Genomic DNA, 20,725 nt, shown 5'->3' on the forward strand with positions numbered 1-20,725 from the left:
CTTCCTTCGCTTCGACGACGATCGGGGCGACCGGCGGGCGACACGAGTCGCCCACCGGCCGGACCTCACTTCGGCAGCTGGCTCGAGATCTGGTCGAGGACCTCGGCGCCGGACTGCTGTCCATTGATCGCCTGGATCGCGTACTGGGAGAACAGTTGGGCGAGCTGATCGCTGTTCTTGTTCCCGGGCAACGGGACGGACCCGTCCTGGGCCGCAGCGAAGCTCTCCTCGACGCCATCGATACCGGCGTTGTCGAACCATGCTGTCTGCGCAGCGGTCCGCGCCGGGAAGGCTCGACCTTCCTTGCCGAGGTTCGAGAGCACGTCGTCACTCGTCATGGTCGTGATGGCCCGATAGGCCTGCTCGGGAAACTCGCACTCCTTCGAAATCCCGAAGCCCGAACCCGCAGAGAAGGTCGTCGGCGCGCTACCGGCCGGCAACGTCACGACGCCGATGTCGAACGTCGCCTTGGCCTTCGTGTTGAGCAGAGACCAGGGTCCGTCGACGAACGTGGCGGCCTGTCCGTTGATGAAGGCGTTGTCATCGGCCGAGCCGTCCGCGCTCGCCTGCGTCGCGTAGCCTTCCTTCACGAGGCCGGCGAGCCAATCGAGTCCCTCGGCGAACTTCGCGTTGGTCACGTCGAGCGAGCCGTCCTCGCTCACCACGCGACCACCGTTGTACGACAGGATCATGGACTCGAGGTAGAGGTCCTCGACGCTCGTCGCATAGAGCTGCTTCCCTTTCGACTTGAGCGCCTCACCCGCCGCTTCGAAGTCGTCGACCGTCCAGCCGGGCTTCGGTTCTGCGACGCCGGCCTCAGCGAAGAGGTCCTTGTTGTAGAACATGATGAGCGGGCCGGTGTCGTACGGCAGGGCGTAGAGCTTGCCGTCGACCTTCATCGCGTCGAGCGCCGTCGTGTCGAACTCGTCGAGCGCGGTGCCACTGCTCTTGGCCAGGTCGTCGAGCGGGAGGAGGACGTCGGTGTAATTGGCTGCCCGGAGGCTCTGCACTGTGACGATGCACGGGGCGGTACCGGCGCTCAACTGGGTGCGGAGTTTCGTCCAATAGTCGGTGAACGGAGCACCCTGGATCGTGACGTCGATCTTGTCCGTCGACTTCACCTCGTCGGCGACCGTCTGCCACGCTGCCTGGTCCTCCTGACCGGCGATCCACATGGACCAGACGAGCGACTCCGCACTCTGGGAGCCGGTCGCGCTGCCACCGGCACACGCCGTGAGGGCGAGGACACCTGCCATCGCCGCGCCGGCCATGAGCTGTCGTTTCATCGGTTGCTTCTCCACTTCATCGTGTGTGCAGTACTCGAGGAATCCGGACCCGTTCGGGAACAGACGGGCGGGACGTGAAGTGATCTAAACATCAGATGTCTGCCCTGTCAATACTTGAAATCAGAGCGAAATTGCGACAGTTTGGACCCAATCATCACGGAGAGTCCGGATGAATGACACACGTACCGACCTCGACGCTTCCTAGCCCGACCCATCCATCAACGACGAAGGATCACTCATGGCCATGTTCAAGGACGACTCCGTCCGCCTCCCCGAGTTCGAGAAGTTCGTCCACGAGACACCCGCCTGGTTCTCCGACGCCAAGCTCGGAATCTTCGTCCACTGGGGCGCATACTCGGTAGCTGCCTGGGCGGAACCGATCGGCGAGCTCGGCGCGGCGGACCACTCGCATGACTTCGCCCGCAACCCGTACGCCGAGTGGTACTTCAACACCATCCGCATCGAGGGGAGCCCCGCGCAGCAGCACCACCGGGAGACCTTCGGAGACGTCGACTACGACCACCTGCTCGAGCTGTGGCGCGCCGAGCGATTCGACGCGGACGAAGTACTCGCCCTCGTGAAGCACACGGGAGCACGGTATTTCGTGCCGACGACGAAACACCACGACGGCATCACGCTCTGGGATGCTCCCGAGACGAACGGCCGCAACACCGTCGCCCGAGGCCCGAAGCGCGACCTTATCGGCGAATTCGCTGCAGCGACGGAACGCGCCGGACTCCGCTTCGGCGTCTACTACTCGGGTGGCCTGGACTGGCACTTCTCCCCCTCCGAACCGGTCGTCGAGACCGACGGGCCGGACGGCTGGACGAACCGGGCCAACGATCGGCCGTACGCCGACTACGCGTACGACCACGTCGCCGACCTCATCGAGCGGTACCGTCCCGACATCCTCTGGAACGACATCGAGTGGCCAGATCCAGGGAAGGACGATGGCGCTCGTGGGCTCGTCTCCCTCTTCGACCGCTTCTACGCCGCGACCCCCGACGGACTGATCAACGACCGCTGGGGAGACACCCATTGGGACTACCGGACCACGGAGTACCAGATGGGCGACATCACCGATGAGCCTTGGGAGAACTGCCGCGGCATCGGCTACTCCTTCGGGCACAACACCCTTGAGGACGAGACGCACCTCCTGAGCGGCGAGGAGGCGATCCGCTACTTCGTCGACATCGTCGCACGCGGCGGGAACCTGCTCCTGAACATCGGCCTGCAAGCGGACGGCACCGTCCCTCCGGAACAGCGCGCGACGCTGGAGACGCTGGGCGATTGGAACGCGGTGAACGGGGCGGCCATCTTCGACTCGCGTCCACTCGACGCTTCGATTGGGGCCCCTGCGGAAGGTCCCTGGGTGCGTTGGACCAAGGTCAACGGGCATGCCAACGCGATCGTGGACGCCGACGGCTCTGTAACACTGACCACAGGTGAAGGTCTCGACGTCGACTCGGCCCGCCTGATCAATGGAACCACATTGGCCACGACCGTCGCCGACGAACGCACGCGAGTCGCGCTTCCACCCCGCTCGACACCGGGCCCTCAGGTCATCGTGTTCGATCTCGTCTGAGCACCTTCCCACTGCGCGCCGACGTCACGTCCCGAGGAGACGTCGGCGCGCCATCAGACCATGGGAGCTGGGGCTGGCTTGACCCCCCTGCCGGCAACTGTGGACTCGTCTGGCCGCTTGATGGTCAGCTCGCGGATCAGCGGCCGCCGAGTCCGCCGTTCTCGGTCCGCAACCCTCGCCCACCCTGACCGCGCCGGCGTCCGAGCCTCCGAGCCTCCGAGCGCAACCGTGGGACGTGCAGGGAATCCGACCGTTCCGGACGAGGGCCGCTCTCCCTCCGGTCTCAGTCCACAGGTGTCCAGGCCGCTATGAGGTTGACGAGCATCGAGATGACGTCATCGGGTGTCGTCTGCCACATCTGCGGCGAGAGGTGCCCGCTGGCCTGCATGCTGGCGATGCCGTTCGCGCTCGTCAGGAGCAGCGCGCCGAACAGGTGCGCCTGCTCGTCACCGACGACATCACCGACGATGCGGAGGAACTCCGCCTGGGCACGACCGGCAGCCTCGATGGCGATCTCGGGGTTCTGCGTCGGCATCGTGAACATCATCCGATAGATCTCCGGTTCATCACGCCCGACGCTCATGAGGGCGTCCAGCGCCGAACGCAGGACCGTCGCGCGATCGTCGGCGGCACTCGGAAGTGTCCTCAACTGCTCAGCGATCCGATCCCAGCTCTCGGCACCGACAGCCGCCAGCAGGCTCTCCTTATCCGGGAAGTGCCGATATGGCGCACCTCGCGAGACATTTGCGCGTGCGCCGACCTCTCGCAGGGTGACCTTGGGAGGACCGCCTTCGTTGAGGAGCTCGCGGGCGGCGTCGAGGAGGGAGCGGCGCGTGGCCGCGGCGGATTCGAGACGACTGACCATCACTCCACTATACAGTTGACAATGTCACCTGACGTGCTACGGTTTCAAGATGACAACGTCACCCGAACCCACTGAACTCATCCTCGTCACCGGCGCCTCGACCGGCATGGGCGCAGCGACCGCCCGCGAGCTCGCCTCCCGCGGCTTCCACGTCCTCGCAGGCGTCCGGCGCGAGAGCGACGGTGAGGCGATCGCGACGACGAACCTCCACCCCGTCATCCTCGACGTCACACGCGCCGAGCAGATCGCCGACCTCGCGGCGTCCATCGAGGCCGATGGTCGCCCACTCCGAGCCATCGTCAACAACGCCGGCATCGCCGTGAACGCCCCGGTCGAGGTCCTCCCGATCGCGGAATGGCGACGCCAGTTCGACGTGAACTTCTTCGGCCACATCACGGTCACGCAGTCGATGCTTCCAGCGCTCCTCAAGAGCCGCGGGCGTGTCGTGATGATCAGCTCACTCGGAGGTCGCCTGGCCCAGCCGACGTACGGCGCGTACTCGGGATCGAAGTTCGCCCTCGAGGGCGTCAGCGACGCACTCCGCCGCGAACTCGCGCCACACGGGGTCACCGTCGCCATCGTCGAGCCGGGCGCCGTGCGCACCGAGATGGTCGGCCGTGGTGGTGTCACCCTCCAGAAACTCGCAGCCGAGATGACTCCCGAACAAGAACGTCGCTACGGCGGCCTCATGCACGCGATCCTCGCCCAGTCCGAAGGCTTCCTCCGCGACGGCGTCGATGCCTCCGAGGCGGCGAAAACCATCGCGACTGCCGCGACGGCCACCCGCCCGAAGACCCGCTACACCGTCGGCAAGGATGCAGCGCTCCTCACCCGCTTCGCACGCCTCCTGCCGGACCGCACCCTCGACCGAGTCCTGGCCTCGGCCCTACGTCCGCTCTTCCCGAAATCCCGCTGATCCACTCACGAACACCTGACACCCCACGGAGACGAACACATGAACACCTCGCAAGTACAATCAGCCCGCGGCGAGCGCACCGGCGGCCACATCGACGTCGAGACCCGAGGACCGGTGCTCATCGCCACGCTCGACGGCGGTCCACACGCACTGTTCGACGTATCGATGGCCAGAGAGCTCAAGGAACTCGTCGATCGCGCGGACCGCGACCCGGACGTTCGCGCCGTCGTGTTCACCGGCGCCCATCCCGACCGGTTCCTGAGCCACGCTGACGTCTCCTGGCTCCAGGAGGGCGGCGTCGGCTTCCCGCCCATCACCACCGGCGTCGCGCGCCTCGTGTCGCGACTGGCGACCGCGATCAACAAGACGCCTGTCATCAACACGATCGCGCACAAGACCCGCCTCAAGACGTTGCTGCAGCTGGACAACGTGCACTCCACCTTCCTGAAGATGAACGCGAGCGGCACCATCTTCATCGCCGCCCTGAACGGTTCTGCCCTGGCCATCGGTGCGGAGTTCGCGTGGGCATGCGACCTGCGGATCATGGCCGACGGAGATCACGTGATCGGGTTGACGGAGGTGTTGCTCGCGCTGACCCCGGGCGGCGGCGGATCACAGCGCTTGCCGCGGCTGATCGGTATGCAGCCGACGCTCTCGGCCGTGCTCGAAGGAAAGCCGTTCACCGCCGCTGAAGCATCGGCCGCCGGCGCGGTGGACGAGGTCGTCGCTCAGAGCGAGGTCGTCGAACGCGCCGTCGCCAAGGCTCAGTACCTGAGCCTGAGGTCGAAGGGATCGTTGGGCGCCATCAAGCGATCCATCTACTTCGGCTCCTCGCTCCCCCTCAAGGACGGCCTCCTCCTCGAGCACTCGGAGTTCCTCGTGCGCGACCAGCAGCAGGAGGCGCAGCAGCTGATGCTCGGCTACATCGCAGCAACCGACACCACCGGCGAACTGCCGCTGCTGGACAGCGAAACGTACGCGCAGGCACTCCGCGTCGGACACATCGGCAACCTCGCCACATCTGCGTCGCCACGCTGACTCACCGACATCCTCCCCACACATCAGCACTCCAGAAAGTTGACACTCATGCCATCCCTCAACAACGCCGTCGTCCTCGTCACCGGAGCGAACGGCGGTATCGGCACCGCGTTCGTGCAGGCCGTCCTCGCCCGCGGTGCCGCCAAGGTGTACGCCTCGGCGCGCACGCCTCGCACCTGGGACGACGACCGCATCGTGCCACTCACCCTGGACGTCACCGATCCATCATCGATCAGGGCTGCGGTGGCCGTCGCGAACGACGTCACGGTCCTGGTCAACAACGCCGGAGGCCTCCCACCGACCGCAAGCCTGCTCGACATCACCGAGGAACAGATCCGTCAGAACATGGAGATCAATTTCTTCGCACCGCTGTTCATGACGCGAGCCTTCACCCCCGTTCTCGCAACCGCGGAGAATGCCGCCCTCATCAACATCCACTCCGTCGCAAGCTGGTACGCCGGAGCCGGCGTCTACAGCGCCTCAAAGGCAGCCATCTGGTCGGCCACGAACTCGCTCCGTCTCGAACTCGCACCTCTGGGCGTCCACGTCACCGGCGTCCACATGGGCTACGTCGACACTGCCATGGCAGCTCACACCGACGACCCGAAGCTCAAGCCCATCGACCTCGTCGACACCGTGCTCGATGGTGTCGACAACGGCCAGTTCGAGATCGTCGCCGATGCGCTCAGCACCCAGGTCAAAGCCGGTCTCGCCGCACCGATCGAGGCGCTCTACCCAGAGCTCGACAGCACCGGCCGTTGATGATCAACAGGATCGCGCTGCCGCACCACTCCACACCCAGACACATCTCGATCAGCAGGAGTTCCCCATGACCATCGCGTTCTTTATCACCGCCGGCCTTGCCGCTCTCGCCTTCGTCGGCTCCGGCGTCCTCAAGGTCGTCCGCCCCAGTGCGGCCCTCCGAGCAAGCGGACTGACCTGGGTGGACGACTTCTCAGACCAGACGGTGAAGTTGATTGGCGTCGCAGAGGTACTCGGCGGCCTCGGGCTGATCCTCCCGATCCTCACCGGCATCGCACCGTGGCTCTCCCCGATCGCCGGAGTCGCACTGACGGCTCTGATGATCGGTGCGGTCGTCGTCGACGCCCGCCACAGACTGACCATCGTGCCCGCCCTGGCACTGGCCATCCTGGCGGTCGCCGCAGGCATCCTCGGGTTCCTCATCGTCGACTGAGCCTCGGCGTCAGGAGCCACGCACTCGGGTCGCCCGGACGATGACATCGTGACCGTCAGCCGCCTGCGATCGTTCCGCGACGTCTGGCCGACCGCCGTACTCGTCGTCCGCTACGGCCGCACCCGTGAACAGATCGCCGACGACATCGAAACCGGCCTCGCGGACATCGCACCGCTCGGCCGGTTCGCGCTCGCGAACCCTGATGTCGTCGAGCGCCTGCGCACCGACGCCCCGCTCAACGAGGTCGACCCCGCCACGATCTACAGCGGTGGCGCCACCGGATACACCGACTATCCCGTCCTGACCCGAGCCTGACGGGCCCGTACCGCCCATCCCGGCCGCCGCTCCGGCCGGGATGGGCCTCGCCTTTCATCGCAACACCGACCAGGAGAACGCAACTCCGCAGAGCGACGGCCCAGGGAGTGTAGGGAGCGACTGGTGCCCTTCTCCCACGTGTCTGGCCGGCCGCGAGGCGCACAGCGCACATACAGACGCCGTAGAAATACTGCCACCGACCCGGCAACAGACAACAGACAGATGGGACAGCATGAGCCAGACGGACAGCGCCGCCTCACACGAGGTTCGCGAATACCTCGATTCGTTGAGCCGAAACGGCTATGAAGCGCCCTCGCACCTCTGGGGGTTCGGCGGCTTGCATGGAGGGCTGATACTCGCAGCGCTCACGGAGCGGGCTCATCGACTGGCACCGGGCGTGTCAGTACGCAGTGTGACCGGCCGCTTCCACCGCACCATCCGCGAAGATTTTTCGGTCAACGTGAGCGCGCTCAAGGGTCGTGGGAGCGTTCTGGCGTACTCGACGTGGGCCCAGTCGGGCGACACCGTGCTCGCTGACGCGACCGTCGTGCTTGGCGCGCCTCAGTCGGCCCGTTTCCCAGCGACCTCTGCGCCCATGCCGGACGTTCCTGCCCCAGCAGACTGCGATGTTTTTCCAGTCCCTCGGGAATTCGTCCCCGCCAGTGCCCAGGTTGAAATTCGACTCGCTGGCCCAGGCCAGCCGTACAGCGGCCAATCGGAACCGAAACTCCTCGCGTGGGTGCGGGTCATCACCGATGATGTTCCTCCGGATCAGCTGCGGATCCTGTTCATCCTCGACATGCTCGCGCCCTCCTACTCCGCCGTCCTGGACTCGCTGGTCCCTATGCCGACGCTCGAGCTGGGTGTCCAATTCACGCAATCATCCCCAGCCGACAACCGCTCGCCATGGGTGTTGGTCTCCGCTCACACCAGAAACGCTCCGGGCGACGGATGGCTCTTCGAGGAGTTCGATGCCTGGACGGAAGACGGGACACACCTGGCCGCGGCCCGTCAGATCCGGATCATTCGGGACTGACCCTGTGGTGGGCGACGGTCGAGAGCATCCGTCGAGGACTCAGCGCCTGAGACTACGGTGGCCTCGCGTCCAGTCGAGGCGATCGAGCCGTGCCGCATCAGCGCTCTGGCGTTGCCTCCTCGGTGACTCGGAGGACGAGTGACCGCTGCGGCAGCATGGTGAGCGGACGCAACCCGATGGACGACAGCTCGGCACCGCTCAGTAGGCGCGGCGCGGTCAGCCACTCAAGCGAGGACAGCCCGGAGCCGACCACGTCGCCCTCTCCCAACTGCTCCACCCGGAACACCTTCCGCGGCTCGAGGCCCGGAAGGCGCACGCGGGCCGTCGGGTAGGACGTACTCATCTCGACCTGCGACACGATGTAGACCGCTTCGGTGCCATGAGCAGAGATGACGCCGCGGACATCGACCGCAGGCTCAGCGGTGTCGCCGTTGACGAGGCGCCCGGATGCCACCAGCGGGCGCAGCTGCTTGGCGATCTCGATCCAGCGGCGGATCTCGGCTCGCTGCTCCGGCTCGGTGGTGCCGAGATCCCACTCGATTCCGACGTGGCCGATGAGGGCTACCGCGGCGGTAAACGACAGTTCGACGGTCCTCCCCGTGGTGTGCACGGTCGGGCTCGTCAGGTGGGTCCCCTGCATCTCCGGCGGAACCACGAGCGAGGTGTACCGCTGGTTCCGGAGGCGCTCGATGGGGTCGAGGTTGTCACTCACCCAGATGCGGTCGGTACGATCCAGCACGCCGAGATCGACCCTGGATCCACCGGACGCGCACGATTCGATCTCCAGCCCGGGGTGCGCTGCGCGGAGCTCGTCGAGCAGGCGGTAGAACGCGAGGGTGTGAGCGTGCACCTGTGCGTGCCCACCCGATCCGGACCCCGCATCGACGAGATCCCGGTTGTGGTCCCACTTGAGGTACGCGATCGGGTAGGTGCTGAGGAGTGCATCGAGACGTTCGAAGATGTAGGCGAACGCCTCGGGGTTCGCGAGGTTGATGAGCTGCTGGTTCCGACCGGAAGCGGGGAGGTGCGACCGCGCCTGCAGCAGCCAGTGCGGATGGGCCCGCGCCAGGTCGCTGTCCGGATTGACCATCTCCGCTTCGACCCAGAGACCGAACTCCATACCGAGCGCTCGGACATGGTCGATCAGGGGCGAGAGTCCGTCGGGCCAGACCGTCTCATCGACGTACCAGTCCCCGAGCCCGGCAAGGTCGTCGCGACGGCCGCGATACCAGCCGTCGTCCAGGACGAAACGCTCGACGCCGACCTCGGCCGCCGCATCGGCGAGCGCCGTCAGCCGATCCAAGCGGTGGTCGAAGTACACCGCTTCCCAGGTGTTCAGCGTGATCGGGCGGGGCCGCGACGGGTGGTTCGGACGCGCACGCCACAGGGAGTGGAAGCGGGAAGCGAGCGCATCGAGTCCGTCACCCCACGAGCCGTACACGATGGGCGAGGAGACACTCTCCCCCGGCGCGAGGTTGATCTCGCCCGGCAGGTACAGTTCTCCGCCGGTCAGGAGGGCGTCGCCGGTCGTCACGCGCTCGGCAGCGGTGCGGTGGTTGCCACTCCAACCGACGTGGACACCGTGGACAAGCCCGGCTTCGAAGCCGAACCCGGGTCGCCCGCAGGCGAGGAGCAGGGTCGCGTCTGCGCCTGGGCGGCCACGTCGGCTCTCCCTGAGATGTGTGCCCATGGTGAAGGCTCGCCGCTGCGGGGTGCGCTCCCGGAGGTGCCGACCGGTGGTGTCGAGGATCTCGGTCGAATCCCATGGCACGGGGAACGTCGCCTGGAGAGCCTGCAGGTGATAGACGTCGTCGCCGGTGTTCAGGAGGGTGAGGCGCTGCGTGAAGACACCGCCGGATCCGATCTCCAATTCGACGGTCAGGCGGATCCGCGTCTCGGCGTCCTCGAGCGTCAACACTGCGCGGTGGGCGGCGACCTCCGTTCCGGTCAGAGTGAAGAGCAGGCTGAAGTGCTCGCCGCCGGAGCGAAACCCCTCAACGCCCGGCGAACCGGCCCAACCGCTCGACGCCGTCGGGACGATGGCGAGCCGTGGGGGCGAGTCCTGTCCGCCAGTCACCCGCTGCGGTTGGAGGACCGTCGCGAGGTCGGCGAGTGAGCTGGCCTCGTCCTGCGGGAGCTCCGCTCCCCAGTGGATGATCGCCGGCCCATAATCGGTCCGCAGGTCGATGACCACGCTCGTGCCCTCGCGGTGCAGGTGCAGGATGCGGGTCGCGTCGACGTCGCCGAGTGCGTCGGCACGATCGTCGAGGCGTCTTGAGCGGCTCATGGTGGTCTCCTCTGGAGTGTGGGGTCGGGGACGAGTCAGCCCTTGACGGCGGATCCGGCGACGGACTGGACGAAGTAGCGCTGGAAGATCAGGAAGACGACCAGCACGGGGAGCACCAGCAGGGTGCCGAAGGCGAACACCTGGCCCCAGTCCGGCGGCACCTGGGAGGAGAACACCCCCATCTCCAGCGGCAGCGGACGCACCGCGGGATCGGAGGTCACCAACGACGGCCACAGGTACTGCCCCCACGAGCTGAGGAAGGTGAGGATCGCCACAGTCGCGAAGACCGGGCGGGAGTTCGGGATCACGATCCGCGCGAACGTGCCCCACGACCCGAGACCGTCGAGCCTGGCCGCCTCCTCCATGCTCTTCGGCAAGTTGAGGAAGAACGTGTAGAAGAGGAAGACGGAGAACGCGTTTGCGATGAACGGGACCATCTGCACGAACAAGGTGTCGCGCTGGCCTTGCATGAGCGACATCAGCGGGATCGCGACCGACTCGAACGGCACGATCACGAGCAAGATGATCAGGATGAAGACCTTGTCACGGCCGACCCACTCGAGACGAGCGAACGCATACCCGGCCAGGGAGTTCACCACGAGCCCCGCGACCACGACGACCGCCGAGATGAGGAACGAATTCGTGAAGAACTGCCAGAAGTACCCGGTGGCATCGGAGTTGAGCGCGTTCAGCACGCCGATGTAGTTGTCGAAGGAGAGGTTCGTGGGGAGGAAGCCTGCGAAGCCGTCGAGGACCTCGGCCGAGGGTTTGAGGCTCCCGACGAGCAGGTAGTAGATCGGCGCGAACATGAGGATCGCGGCGATGACCATGAGCGCGTAGTCGCGGATGGTCGCCGTGATGCGGCGCGTTCTGGTGGTGATCATCCTTCGCTCCTCTGACGCAGGATCCGGCGTTGGATCACGGTGATGATGACGATGATGACGAAGAGCACGACGGAGATTGCGGATGCCCGTCCGAGGTTGTTCTCGCTGTAGATCGATTGCGTCGCGTTATAGAGGAGGGTCTGCGTGGCCTCCTCGTTCGCTCCTGCCGTCCGGATGAGGATGAACACCTGGTCGTAGACGCGGAAGGCGAGGATCGTCGTCAGGAGGACGACGAAGATCAGGGTGTTCCTGATGCCAGGGACGGTGACGTTGAGGAACTGCTGCCAGCCGTTGGCACGGTCCAGGCGCGCCGCCTCGTACCGTTCCTCGGGGATCTCCTGCAGCGCGGCGAGGAGGATCACCATCTGGAAGCCGACGCCCTGCCAGATCGACAGGAGGATGACGGAACCGAGTGAGGTCGCGGAGGCGCCCAACCAGTCCTGGGCAGGGACGAGGCCGCCGGTGAGGAAGGCTACCGAGGAGTTGATGAGGCCGTCCGGACCGCGGTCGAGGATCAACCGCCAGATCACTGCGACGAGTGCCATCGGGAAGACGACGGGCATGAAGAAGAAGGTGCGGAAGAATCGGACGCCCTTGAGCTTCCGGTTGAGCAGCACGGCGAGTACGAGCGCGAGGCCGGTCTGCACCGGGATGACGACGACGGCGAAGACGAGGTTGTTGGCGAGGGAGCGTAGGAATGCGCCCGAGACGACCGGGTCGGTGAACAGACGGATGTAGTTGGTGAACCCCCAGAACTTCGGGGGTCTGGCCTGGTCGACCTGGACGTTGTAGAGCGACAGGACGATCGCGGCGACGAACGGTACCGCGACGAACGCGATGAGGCCGATGACGGCGGGCAATGACATGAGGACGCCGTCACGGGTGTCCCGCCATCTCCGGCGGGGCTTCTCGGGTGTGCGTTCGGCGACTGCTGGACGCATCGGCGTTGATACGGGCGAGGCCACGATCGATTCCTTCCTTGGGTCGGCGACGTCGCCGACGTGGTGGTGGTGCTGCGGGTGCCCGAGACGACGCGGGCACCCGCAGCGGTCGGCTACTTGAAGCCGTCGTTGTCCGCGAAGTTCTGATCGATGGCCGTGGCGGCCTCGGTCAGCGACTCCTTCGGGTCGGCGCCCTTCCAGATGGCGGCGAGTGCACCGCCGAACTTCGCGGTGATGGCCGGGTAACCGGCGGTCACCGGGCGGTAGACCGCGATGCAGTCCGCGGTGATCGCGTCTGCGGCACAGGCGTTGGCGAGCTGTTCGCCCCAGAGCGCGAGCGGACCGCCCGTCTGGTAGAGCGCGTCGGCCTCGAACGCCGAGGTCGTCGCTGCGGGGGCACCGTTGGCATCGGTCATGGCGGTGACGTTTGTGTCGTTCAGGAGAGCATCGAGGAACGCGCCTGCGGCCTTGCCGTTCTGCGTGCCTGAACCGATGCCCCAGGTCCACGAACCGGCGCCGGCTTTCGCACCCTCACCCATGTTCGGGAGCGGCATCGCGACCAGGTCCTGTCCGAGCGCCTCGGAGAAGGTGGGGTAGTTCCAGTGGCCGCCCCAGGCGATCGCGACCCGGCCGTCGACGAAGGCGTTGCCGTCGGAGTTCGGGTCGGTGAAGGGCTTCCAGGAGGCGACCGCCGTCAGCGCGTCGATACTTGCGGCGGAGTCGAGCGCACCCGCCGCTTTGCCGTCGGCGATGAGGTTGCCGCCGGCCGACTGCACGAGTGGCGCGAATCCGTAGGCTCCCCATTCACCGGAGAGGCTCGACTCGTTCAGGTCGAGGGCTTTGCCGGACGGGTTCGCCGCGGACAGCGCCTCGAGTGCGGTGGTGAACTGCTCCGGCGTCCAGGCGGCGTCGAACGAGGTCGGGTAGACGACTCCGGCGGCGTCGAGGAGCTTCTTGTTGCCGTACAGTCCCATCGCCGAGTCGTACATGGCGAGGCCGTAGAGCTCGTCGCCTGAGGTCCCCTCGGCGATCGATCCCGGGGTGGCGTTGTCGATCGTGGCCTTGGCGACGTAGTCGCTGATCGGCGTGATCTTGTCGTTGTACACGAAGCTCGCGAGCGTCGGCCCGTCGATCTCGAGCACGTCCGGCAACTGGTCCTTCGGCGTGCTGGTGACCGTCGTCGTGTAGGTGTCGCCGGAGATCAACCGCAGCTTCACGGTGACCTTGTCCTGAGAGGCGTTGAAATCGTCGACGGCGGCCTGGATCGCGGCGTTCTCGCTGTCTTGACCCTGGTGCGCCCAGACCTCGATGTCGCCGGTACCGTCGCCGGCAGCCGAGCCGGCGCCTCCGGCGGAACAGGCCGTGAGCGATCCGACGACGGCGATCGTGGCGGCTGCGAGCAGTGCTCCGCGTCGCAGTGTGCGTGTGGTGATCATGGTTCTCCTCATTTCAGTGCATCCTTCGTTGGATACCGATGGCAGGTGGTGGTGCCGTTCGCGGGAGCGTCCCTGCATCGCTCCGCGAGGTCTGTGTGTTTGTGTCTGTGTGTGTCAGCCGTGCCCGACGCGCTGCGCGAGGGCGGGTCGGCCATGCTCGTCGATGGAGAAGGCGACGGGATCGTCGATGCCGCCGACGAATGGGCGCCCGGGCCCCGCGTTCGCGAATGACAGGAACGACCAGTCCCCCGCACGGTTCCGCACGATCCGCCCCGAGTAGTGGTGCGCGGTGCTCACCGGCCGAGCAGCGGCGAGCGACCAGGGTCCGACCGCGTCGTCGACCACGACGGCCCAGGTGCCGGCCTCGGGGTACAGCTCGGCGCGGGCACTGGTCATCGAGTCGGCGGTCGACGAGAAGAGCAGGACCCACCGGCCGTCGACCAGCTCGAGCTGCGGTACCTCGAGGTGGGCGAACCCTTCTCCCGGACTCGTCAGCGGCGGCCCCACCTCCCACGTCTCCAGATCGGCCGAGAAGGCGTGTCCGATGACACCACGGTCGTCGATGGGACCTTCCGTGGAACGGGCCGTGATGAGCATGTGCCAGCCGACACCCGAGGGATCGCGGAAGACCCAGGGATCGCGCCAGGCCTCCTCCTTCCAGGTGGAGGTGCCCCAGGTCTCGTACCAGCGACTGTCTGCGGAGGTGATCGGCCCCGGACGCTTCTCCCAGGTCATCAGGTCGGTCGACACCGCAACGCCGACGGTCTCGATGTTCGCCATCCCCGGTTCCTCCCCGAGGAATCGGGACCCGGTGTAGAACATGCGCCACAGCCCGTCGTCACCGCAGACCACGTTGCCCGTCCAGGTCGCCGTCTCATCGAAGTCGCCGGGCGCACCCGTCTCGAAGACAGGTCCGGGTAGGACCTCCCAGGAGGACAGATCCGAGGACACAGCGTGCCCGATCCGCGCTGCACGGTGACGTCGGCGCTCGTCACCGAGATCCGTCGGGGCCTGCAGATAGAAGGCATGGAACCGTTCGCCGTCGTCGGCGAGCCAGAAGTCCCAGACCCAGGAATCGTCGACCGTCAGCACAGCACCACTCCTCGGCACCTGGTCCCGCTGAGGCGGGGCGTTCCACTGGGCACGGCGTTCCTCTCCATTGATCACGACGCGTGCTAACACGCTTAACTCATGAAGTTAGGCGGTTTAGCACGTCGTGTCAACCGCTTTAGCAGAATCGAGATACGATGAATCCCAGGCGACTGCGAGAGGTGGGGCCTTGGCTCGACAACGGGTGACGATGGCGGACGTGGCGCTCCGCGCCGGTGTCTCGACGACCGCGGTCTCGCTCATCCTCAACAACCGCCAGGGCACCCGACTCTCGGACGATGCAGCGGCCCGAGTGCGCGCGGCGGCCGACGAGCTCGGGTACCGGCCGAACCTCACCGCCAGGGCGCTCAGCACGCAGAAGTCTCATGTCATCGGGTTCATCTCGGAGCAGGTGACCACGGACCGCCTGGCGAGTGGTCTCATCCGCGGAGCGCTCCAAGAGGCCAAACGCCAGGGCCATGTGCTCTTCATCGCCGAGACGGAGGGCGAGGCCGATGCGGTGGATGAGGCCGTCGACGCCCTCACCGACCGCCAAGTCGACGGCATCATCTACGCGGCGACACGGCCACAGACCCTGCGGGTGCCCGCCCGAGTCGGCAACACTCCGGTCGTCATGCTGAACGCGTTCTCGGACGACGTCGACGACGCCGTCCTGGCGGACGAGTTCACCGGCGCGCAGGACATCGTCGACCTCCTCCTCGACGCCGGCCATGCCGATGGGATCGTGATCCTCGGGAGGTCACTCGACCAGCCCGACGACGAATGGCTCACAGCCGCCGTCCAGCGCCGCCTCGGCGGGATCTGGAGCTCATTGGAACGTCACGACGTGCGACCGATCGCCCAGCTCCCCTGCCAACCGTGGTCGGTGAAGAACGGGTACGAAGCTGTCCACGATCTGCTCGAAGCAGGTATCCAGCCGCAGGCCCTCATCTGCCTGAACGACCGGCTCGCATTCGGCGCGTACCGCGCCCTGTCGGAAGCGAACCTCACGGCCGGCCGCGATGTCGCGGTCATCTCGTTCGACGACGACGACATCGCGGTGTACCTCCACCCGATGCTCACGACCGCTGCCGCACCCTTCGAGGACATGGGTGCCCTCGCAGTCCGATTGCTCCTCGACGAGGACCACGAGCGCGGCGAGCACCTGGTGCCCATGCCGCTCCGGGTGCGTGATTCGGTGCACCTCACGCGCGCCCGCGCGGCCCAACTCGCGGCGAGCAACCCGGAGCCCGACTGGACGCGCTGAGCACGTGGACGCGCACTGGAAGATATCCCGTCCTGAAATTTCGGAACTCGGTGTCCTTCCGCTGGATCAGCGGGTGAGGAAGTCGATCGAGACCGGGGCGAACCGCTCCCAGTACTGGAAGATGCCGCCGTGGCCGGAGTTCGGGTAGATGATCAGTTCCGATCCGCCGATCCGGCGGTGCAGGTCGTTCGAGAGCACCAACGGGACCATGCGGTCGTTGCAATCTTCTGGTGGACTCGTCGCGCCTCAAGCGTTCACGGCCATGGCGCTGTCGTCACGTCGACGTCATGGACACCTCGTTTGCGCGCAGCGGCTGGGTGCGTGTTGCCGAGCTGCCTGGTGCCCTGAGGAACGTGGTCGAGTGCTAGAGCGCCGCCCAGCAGTACATTTGTTCGCCACGATCGCGTGCCGTTCGGGCAAGCGCCGCCCACTCTTGGAGCATTGACAGCAGCTCCGTAGCGTCACCATTACCCCAAAACTCTTCAGTCTCCGACCACGGGGTGGCCACCTCAGCGAGGCGATCTTCGCTCGAGGTGGCAAGTGCTTCGGTGAAGGTATCGGGCATGGCAATGACCCAAGCGGAATCATGGTCCGGCGAGGAGACGAGTCGCGACCACGAAGGATCATCGGTGATCGATTCATACGTCGCGCCAGAGAGCAGCGCCAGCAACGTGCCGGCCTCCACCGTCGCGCCGACCGCCTCAACAACCGGAGAGCGCACCCCGGCGGGCCCGTCGTCAACGACAGCGGCCGCAGCCGCGTCATCCGGCGCGATGAAGTAGGTGTTGAACATTCCCATGACCTCATTCTTGCAGTATCCCGAGTTGCTTTCCTCGAGAGTTCTCCAGCTGTCGCCCTGACGTCACGTCGATGTCATCGACACCTTGCTCGCGCACACCTGCTGGTCGGTGTTGTGGAGCTACCTGGTGCTCGACGGGGCAGGGGTGGGCGATTCGGTGGCAGCGCAGGATTCGATCAGCGGCGGAAGGGCCTCACTGAACGAAGTGACCGCGGTCTCGAGGGCGGCTCGAGAATGATCGGTCAGCCCGGAGTCCGAGATGCCTTGTGCAGCATCGGAGATGCCGTCGACCAGAACCTGGATCTTGGCGGTCACGTCCTGTTCTCCGCCGATGTCATTCGTCGCTGCACGAAAGAGCTCGCCGGCTCCCGAGAGCTGTGATGCACCGACAGCGGGGTCGGTTTCCAGAGTCGCCACATTTTGGGACACGTTCGTGGCGTAGGACGTCGCCACCTGCGCAAGCTCAGCGCAATCCTCCCCCGCAACGACACTCGATCCTGCGCACCCGGCCGCGAGAGCGAGCACGAGGCCACTGAGGCCGAGGGCGCCGAGAACGCGATGTGGGCGCTTCACAGGGCAATCCCCCGCCGGCGAAGCTCCGTGATGATCTGAACATCCTCCTCGAAGCGCCGCGACCGCTTGTTGGCCGAGAGAATCGTGTCCTTCCAGCCTCTCCTCACCACATCCTGGAGTGCGATGTAGAACGTGGACTCGCCGAAATCAATGTCGTCCCAGGCCTGGCTCACTGCACGCTCCCGCGGCACGACCGCTTGGAAGCTCGGATCGATCCGAATCCGGTGAGAGCTGTACCCCCGGATCGAGATCGCACCCTCGACCCCACTGATGTCCAGGCCCATATCGTCCGCCTGGTCAGCTTCCCTAACCCGACGTTCGTACATCGCGAGCTCCTCCGGGGTTCTCGCGGTCACAAATGTCGTGATTGCCAGATCACCGATGACCCCGGACAGCGTGACGTTGTGGAACTCACATCCCCTGATGAACAGGGAACCTTGGTCGCCCGTCAACCCACCCACCGTCACGTTCCGCAGCAACACTCCAGCGAGCAGACAGCTTTTGACCCGCAGCGACGCCACCGACACGTCCTCGATCACCGGACGCGCATCAAAGTCCTCAGCAAGACGCGTGCGGCAGTCATCTAGGAGAAGATCACCGAATGTGACTCCCCGGAGAGACTGCCCCTCTCGGAGGACCGCTCCTCGAATTTTCTGTCGCACATTCACTTCCCGTAGGTCCACATGTTGTACTTGGCGATCCGAGTCGGGTCGACTGAGGACCGCGCTAGATGACGCGCGAGCGTTGAGAGGTTGTCCGTCGTCAGCTCGTAGAACAGTCCCGAGCTGCGACTGATGAAGTCAAGGGCGTTCGGTCTGCCACGATGCTTGAACAGTTGATCGATCAGAGGGTTTTCTGCGAGTCGCCGTTCCATCGCTTTGCCTTTGGTCATTCTCTCAATTCGCCGGTACGTTCTGGACTGCCGCCTGGATGGCCGATGGCGACGCCGGCCTGAACCAACCCAGTCGATTCTTGGACGAGGGAAAACCCCCGAATCATCACTGATCCCTCGACACTTTACTTGAGGTAAGGGTACCCTCACAAAACAGCGCAGGTGGCGCTACTGATCGGAGGATGAATGTCGAACCTGAGACGTACCATCGGTATCGCTGGGGTCGGGTCGCTGTGCGCTTCAGCGCTTCTGGGAGGATCATCTGCAGCCTTTGCCGAGGAGCAGCTGCCGTACTCTGATGTGCTCGCTGCAGTGGAGGCCGTCGTGCCGGAGACGCTGGATGCGGCAGCGCCGGCAAGCAGCACTGACGCCGACGCTGCGCAGTACTCGGCAGAGGGAACCACGGTCACGGTTCCTTGGGATGCAAGTCGTGCAGCTACCCTCAACTCCCCAAGCCAGGAGCTCACCGTTTCCCTGCCGTTCGCCCAGCAGGCCGGTGACGGGGTGTTGTTGCATGACGGTGTGACGGCGTTCGACAACGGCAACGCGTCGACGACCGTCCCGGTGGTCCGCGAGGACGGCAGCCTTCAGATCATCACAGTGATCGACGGTGCTCAGGCGCCAACGCGCTATGACTACGACTTCTCCGTTCCAGAGGGCGGAGCACTGACGATCCGGGAAGACGGCGTTGTGATTATCACCGACGCCAGCGGCGGGTTCTCCGGTGGCGTCGCGCCAGCGTGGGCGAAGGATGCTACCGGTGCACCCGTCTCGACCTGGTATGAAGTCTCTGGCAACACCCTGACCCAGGTCGTCGACCACAGCGCGGAGACCGCGTACCCCGTCGTCGCTGACCCATGGGCTGGCATTACTCTGTTCCAGAACTTCAAGCGAGACAGCTACAAGGGCGACTACCGTTACAGTGCCTGGGTGACCCCGCTCGGAGCGGTCGTGCTTAGTGGCGGCGGTGGCGTTGGCGGATACATCGCTGGTCAAGCCGTCTTCAACGGCGCAGGCTGGGATGAGTGGAAGGCTAGGTTCGGTGCGACCGCGATGACGAACAAGGCCACACTCAAGCACCAGTACAACTGCCACGTCGCCGCCAGCGTCTACGGCCTCCCCTTCACCCAGGACTACAACCTGGAACGCTTCCGCACCAACCGGTCCAACTGGCCCGCCGGTGTCGTCACCCACCGATGCAACTGGTAGCCATCACCCAGGAGTCATGCCCGTGAAGAAAGTCATCATCGCTTCAGCCATCCTGGCCACCGTCGGGGCGATCACCGTCATCGTGTTCTTCATCATTTCGGGACTGCAGTATCGCGCTCAGGAGGACCAGGGGCTGGAACCTGGCTACACCCCGGCCCCCATCGTGCTCGGCATCGACATCGGACTCTGGGCATTGGGTATCGGCCTCACGGTGTTCGTCGTCGCGGGGACACTCACCCTAGCCAGACGACGAACACGCCCAAGCACCACACCATCACCATCCGAGGATTGACCTCGCCAAGCACGTCACACAACCACAGCCGCGCCCCGAACCAACACAGCCGGGGCGCAGCTGCGACACCACCACACGGGTGACCGCGAGGGGACCACGCAGTCGGAGTCCGTCAGCTCCAAGCGCACAACGCATGGCTCGACGTGACCATGCAGCTCGGGCTGGTCGGTGCAATCGTCTTCCTGGTCCTCATCGTCCAGACCACTCACGGGACACTGTCGCTCCTCCCCAACCGATTGACCAGGTCAACACTCAGCACCTTCTTCGCGGCCGCCGCGCCGTTCTCGCTGCTCCTGCTCCTGGTGCTGCAGAGCTTGACTGAGAGCCGCCCGCTCATCGAGTCGGGATGGGTGCTCTTGGCGATCCTCGCCGTCAAGCCACGCATGTTCGACAATCCGCTGCCGGGTGGGCGTGCCGATGCGGAGACGGCACGCCCACGCGCAATCAGCAGGCTGCGTAGCCGTTTGGCACGTACCAGTTGGTGACGTTGTTGATGATGGCCGAGCCAGGCTGGATCGTCCGACATGCCGTCGTGGAGCCACTCTGCAAGCCGGCGATCCTGAATATGCCTTTGATGGGGTAGCTGCACTTGTTGCGCAGCGTCTGCGTGTAGGTGGGGTTCGGTAGTCGCAAATTACTGCAATAATTTAGCTGGAAATATACCTTATTTCAGTAGGCCTGTTTGCGTGACCCGCCGTTCGGTGTGCTATTTCCGCCACGTGGCGGGTGTTCATTCCGCTGATCGTCCAAGAGGCTTTCAGCAGTGGCGTCGACGAGCGTCACAACATCGCAGAGCTCAGCGGCGCTTCACTGAAGCCTG

At 65.5% G+C, this 20,725-nt stretch carries 21 protein-coding genes and 1 pseudogene; 11 read left to right on the forward strand and 11 right to left on the reverse strand.

Going from position 1 to position 20,725, the window contains the following annotated elements; translation table 11 throughout:
• Positions 1-65 precede the first annotated feature (65 nt).
• Positions 66-1,286 (reverse strand): ABC transporter substrate-binding protein, encoded by a 1,221-nt coding sequence (locus FGL15_RS03315; protein WP_138944947.1) that lies wholly within the window; start codon positions 1,284-1,286, stop codon positions 66-68.
• A 238-nt stretch (positions 1,287-1,524) separates the two neighbouring features.
• On the opposite strand from FGL15_RS03315, the gene FGL15_RS03320 reads away from it, so the two are divergent.
• Positions 1,525-2,871, forward strand: a complete 1,347-nt coding sequence (locus tag FGL15_RS03320; RefSeq protein WP_138944948.1) for an alpha-L-fucosidase — start codon at positions 1,525-1,527, stop codon at positions 2,869-2,871.
• A gap of 283 nt (positions 2,872-3,154) precedes the next feature.
• Here the strand turns inward: FGL15_RS03320 and FGL15_RS03325 are convergent, their stop codons facing one another.
• Positions 3,155-3,736, reverse strand: coding sequence for a TetR/AcrR family transcriptional regulator (locus tag FGL15_RS03325; RefSeq protein WP_138944949.1), 582 nt, complete (start codon positions 3,734-3,736; stop codon positions 3,155-3,157).
• 49 nt (positions 3,737-3,785) lie between these two features.
• Here FGL15_RS03325 and FGL15_RS03330 point away from each other — a divergent pair, with 49 nt between their 5' ends.
• The 6 genes from FGL15_RS03330 (at position 3,786) to FGL15_RS03355 (ending at position 8,236) form a co-directional block, all read left to right on the forward strand.
• The gene (locus FGL15_RS03330; protein WP_138944950.1) at positions 3,786-4,652 is read left to right on the forward strand and encodes an SDR family NAD(P)-dependent oxidoreductase; all 867 of its coding nucleotides are present in this window, start codon (positions 3,786-3,788) and stop codon (positions 4,650-4,652) included.
• 39 nt (positions 4,653-4,691) lie between these two features.
• Positions 4,692-5,690, forward strand: a complete 999-nt coding sequence (locus FGL15_RS03335; RefSeq protein WP_138944951.1) for an enoyl-CoA hydratase/isomerase family protein — start codon at positions 4,692-4,694, stop codon at positions 5,688-5,690.
• 48 nt (positions 5,691-5,738) lie between these two features.
• On the forward strand, positions 5,739-6,452 hold the full coding sequence (locus tag FGL15_RS03340; protein WP_138944952.1) for an SDR family oxidoreductase: 714 nt from the start codon (positions 5,739-5,741) through the stop codon (positions 6,450-6,452).
• A 67-nt stretch (positions 6,453-6,519) separates the two neighbouring features.
• Entirely contained in the window at positions 6,520-6,885 is a 366-nt protein-coding gene (locus tag FGL15_RS03345) for a DoxX family protein (RefSeq protein WP_138944953.1), read from the forward strand.
• A 48-nt stretch (positions 6,886-6,933) separates the two neighbouring features.
• Entirely contained in the window at positions 6,934-7,200 is a 267-nt protein-coding gene (locus FGL15_RS03350) for a hypothetical protein (protein ID WP_370282017.1), read from the forward strand.
• Between the two features lie 232 nt (positions 7,201-7,432).
• Positions 7,433-8,236, forward strand: a complete 804-nt coding sequence (locus FGL15_RS03355) for an acyl-CoA thioesterase II (RefSeq protein ID WP_168223297.1) — start codon at positions 7,433-7,435, stop codon at positions 8,234-8,236.
• 97 nt (positions 8,237-8,333) lie between these two features.
• Here FGL15_RS03355 and FGL15_RS03360 read toward each other — a convergent pair whose 3' ends face one another.
• The 5 genes from FGL15_RS03360 to FGL15_RS03380 form a co-directional block, all read right to left on the reverse strand.
• Positions 8,334-10,523 carry an alpha-galactosidase gene (locus tag FGL15_RS03360; RefSeq protein ID WP_138944955.1) on the reverse strand — a complete coding sequence of 730 codons (2,190 nt, stop codon included), beginning with the start codon at positions 10,521-10,523 and terminating at the stop codon, positions 8,334-8,336.
• 35 nt (positions 10,524-10,558) lie between these two features.
• Positions 10,559-11,407, reverse strand: a complete 849-nt coding sequence (locus FGL15_RS03365) for a carbohydrate ABC transporter permease (RefSeq protein WP_138944956.1) — start codon at positions 11,405-11,407, stop codon at positions 10,559-10,561.
• Complete coding sequence (locus FGL15_RS03370; RefSeq protein WP_240773755.1) at positions 11,404-12,372, reverse strand: carbohydrate ABC transporter permease; 969 nt, start codon at positions 12,370-12,372, stop codon at positions 11,404-11,406. Before FGL15_RS03370 ends, FGL15_RS03365 begins: the two co-directional genes overlap by 4 nt.
• A gap of 89 nt (positions 12,373-12,461) precedes the next feature.
• A complete protein-coding gene (locus FGL15_RS03375) occupies positions 12,462-13,784 on the reverse strand; it encodes an extracellular solute-binding protein (RefSeq protein ID WP_138944957.1) in 1,323 nt (440 codons plus the stop codon).
• A 114-nt stretch (positions 13,785-13,898) separates the two neighbouring features.
• Positions 13,899-14,876 (reverse strand): glycosyl hydrolase family 32, encoded by a 978-nt coding sequence (locus tag FGL15_RS03380; RefSeq protein ID WP_138944958.1) that lies wholly within the window; start codon positions 14,874-14,876, stop codon positions 13,899-13,901.
• A 208-nt stretch (positions 14,877-15,084) separates the two neighbouring features.
• Here FGL15_RS03380 and FGL15_RS03385 point away from each other — a divergent pair, with 208 nt between their 5' ends.
• Positions 15,085-16,140 carry a LacI family DNA-binding transcriptional regulator gene (locus FGL15_RS03385; RefSeq protein ID WP_138944959.1) on the forward strand — a complete coding sequence of 352 codons (1,056 nt, stop codon included), beginning with the start codon at positions 15,085-15,087 and terminating at the stop codon, positions 16,138-16,140.
• Between the two features lie 66 nt (positions 16,141-16,206).
• Here FGL15_RS03385 and FGL15_RS03390 read toward each other — a convergent pair.
• The 4 genes and pseudogenes from FGL15_RS03390 to FGL15_RS03405 all read right to left on the reverse strand — a co-directional run.
• A pseudogene (locus tag FGL15_RS03390) lies at positions 16,207-16,359 on the reverse strand (alpha/beta fold hydrolase); the annotation flags it as partial.
• 145 nt (positions 16,360-16,504) lie between these two features.
• Complete coding sequence (locus FGL15_RS03395; RefSeq protein WP_138944960.1) at positions 16,505-16,939, reverse strand: hypothetical protein; 435 nt, start codon at positions 16,937-16,939, stop codon at positions 16,505-16,507.
• Between the two features lie 120 nt (positions 16,940-17,059).
• Complete coding sequence (locus FGL15_RS03400; protein ID WP_138944961.1) at positions 17,060-17,392, reverse strand: hypothetical protein; 333 nt, start codon at positions 17,390-17,392, stop codon at positions 17,060-17,062.
• A gap of 116 nt (positions 17,393-17,508) precedes the next feature.
• Positions 17,509-18,051: a hypothetical protein gene (locus FGL15_RS03405; RefSeq protein ID WP_138944962.1), complete on the reverse strand. Its 543-nt coding sequence runs from the start codon at positions 18,049-18,051 to the stop codon at positions 17,509-17,511.
• 539 nt (positions 18,052-18,590) lie between these two features.
• Between FGL15_RS03405 and FGL15_RS03410 the strand changes: the two genes are divergently transcribed.
• The 3 genes from FGL15_RS03410 (at position 18,591) to FGL15_RS03420 (ending at position 20,390) form a co-directional block, all read left to right on the forward strand.
• On the forward strand, positions 18,591-19,613 hold the full coding sequence (locus tag FGL15_RS03410) for a hypothetical protein (RefSeq protein ID WP_138944963.1): 1,023 nt from the start codon (positions 18,591-18,593) through the stop codon (positions 19,611-19,613).
• A gap of 22 nt (positions 19,614-19,635) precedes the next feature.
• Positions 19,636-19,905 (forward strand): hypothetical protein, encoded by a 270-nt coding sequence (locus FGL15_RS03415; protein ID WP_138944964.1) that lies wholly within the window; start codon positions 19,636-19,638, stop codon positions 19,903-19,905.
• A 143-nt stretch (positions 19,906-20,048) separates the two neighbouring features.
• The gene (locus FGL15_RS03420) at positions 20,049-20,390 is read left to right on the forward strand and encodes a hypothetical protein (RefSeq protein WP_138944965.1); all 342 of its coding nucleotides are present in this window, start codon (positions 20,049-20,051) and stop codon (positions 20,388-20,390) included.
• Positions 20,391-20,725 lie beyond the last annotated feature (335 nt).

Source organism: Plantibacter sp. M259, from assembly GCF_006065115.1.
Taxonomy (GTDB): Bacteria; Actinomycetota; Actinomycetes; order Actinomycetales; family Microbacteriaceae; genus Plantibacter; species Plantibacter auratus.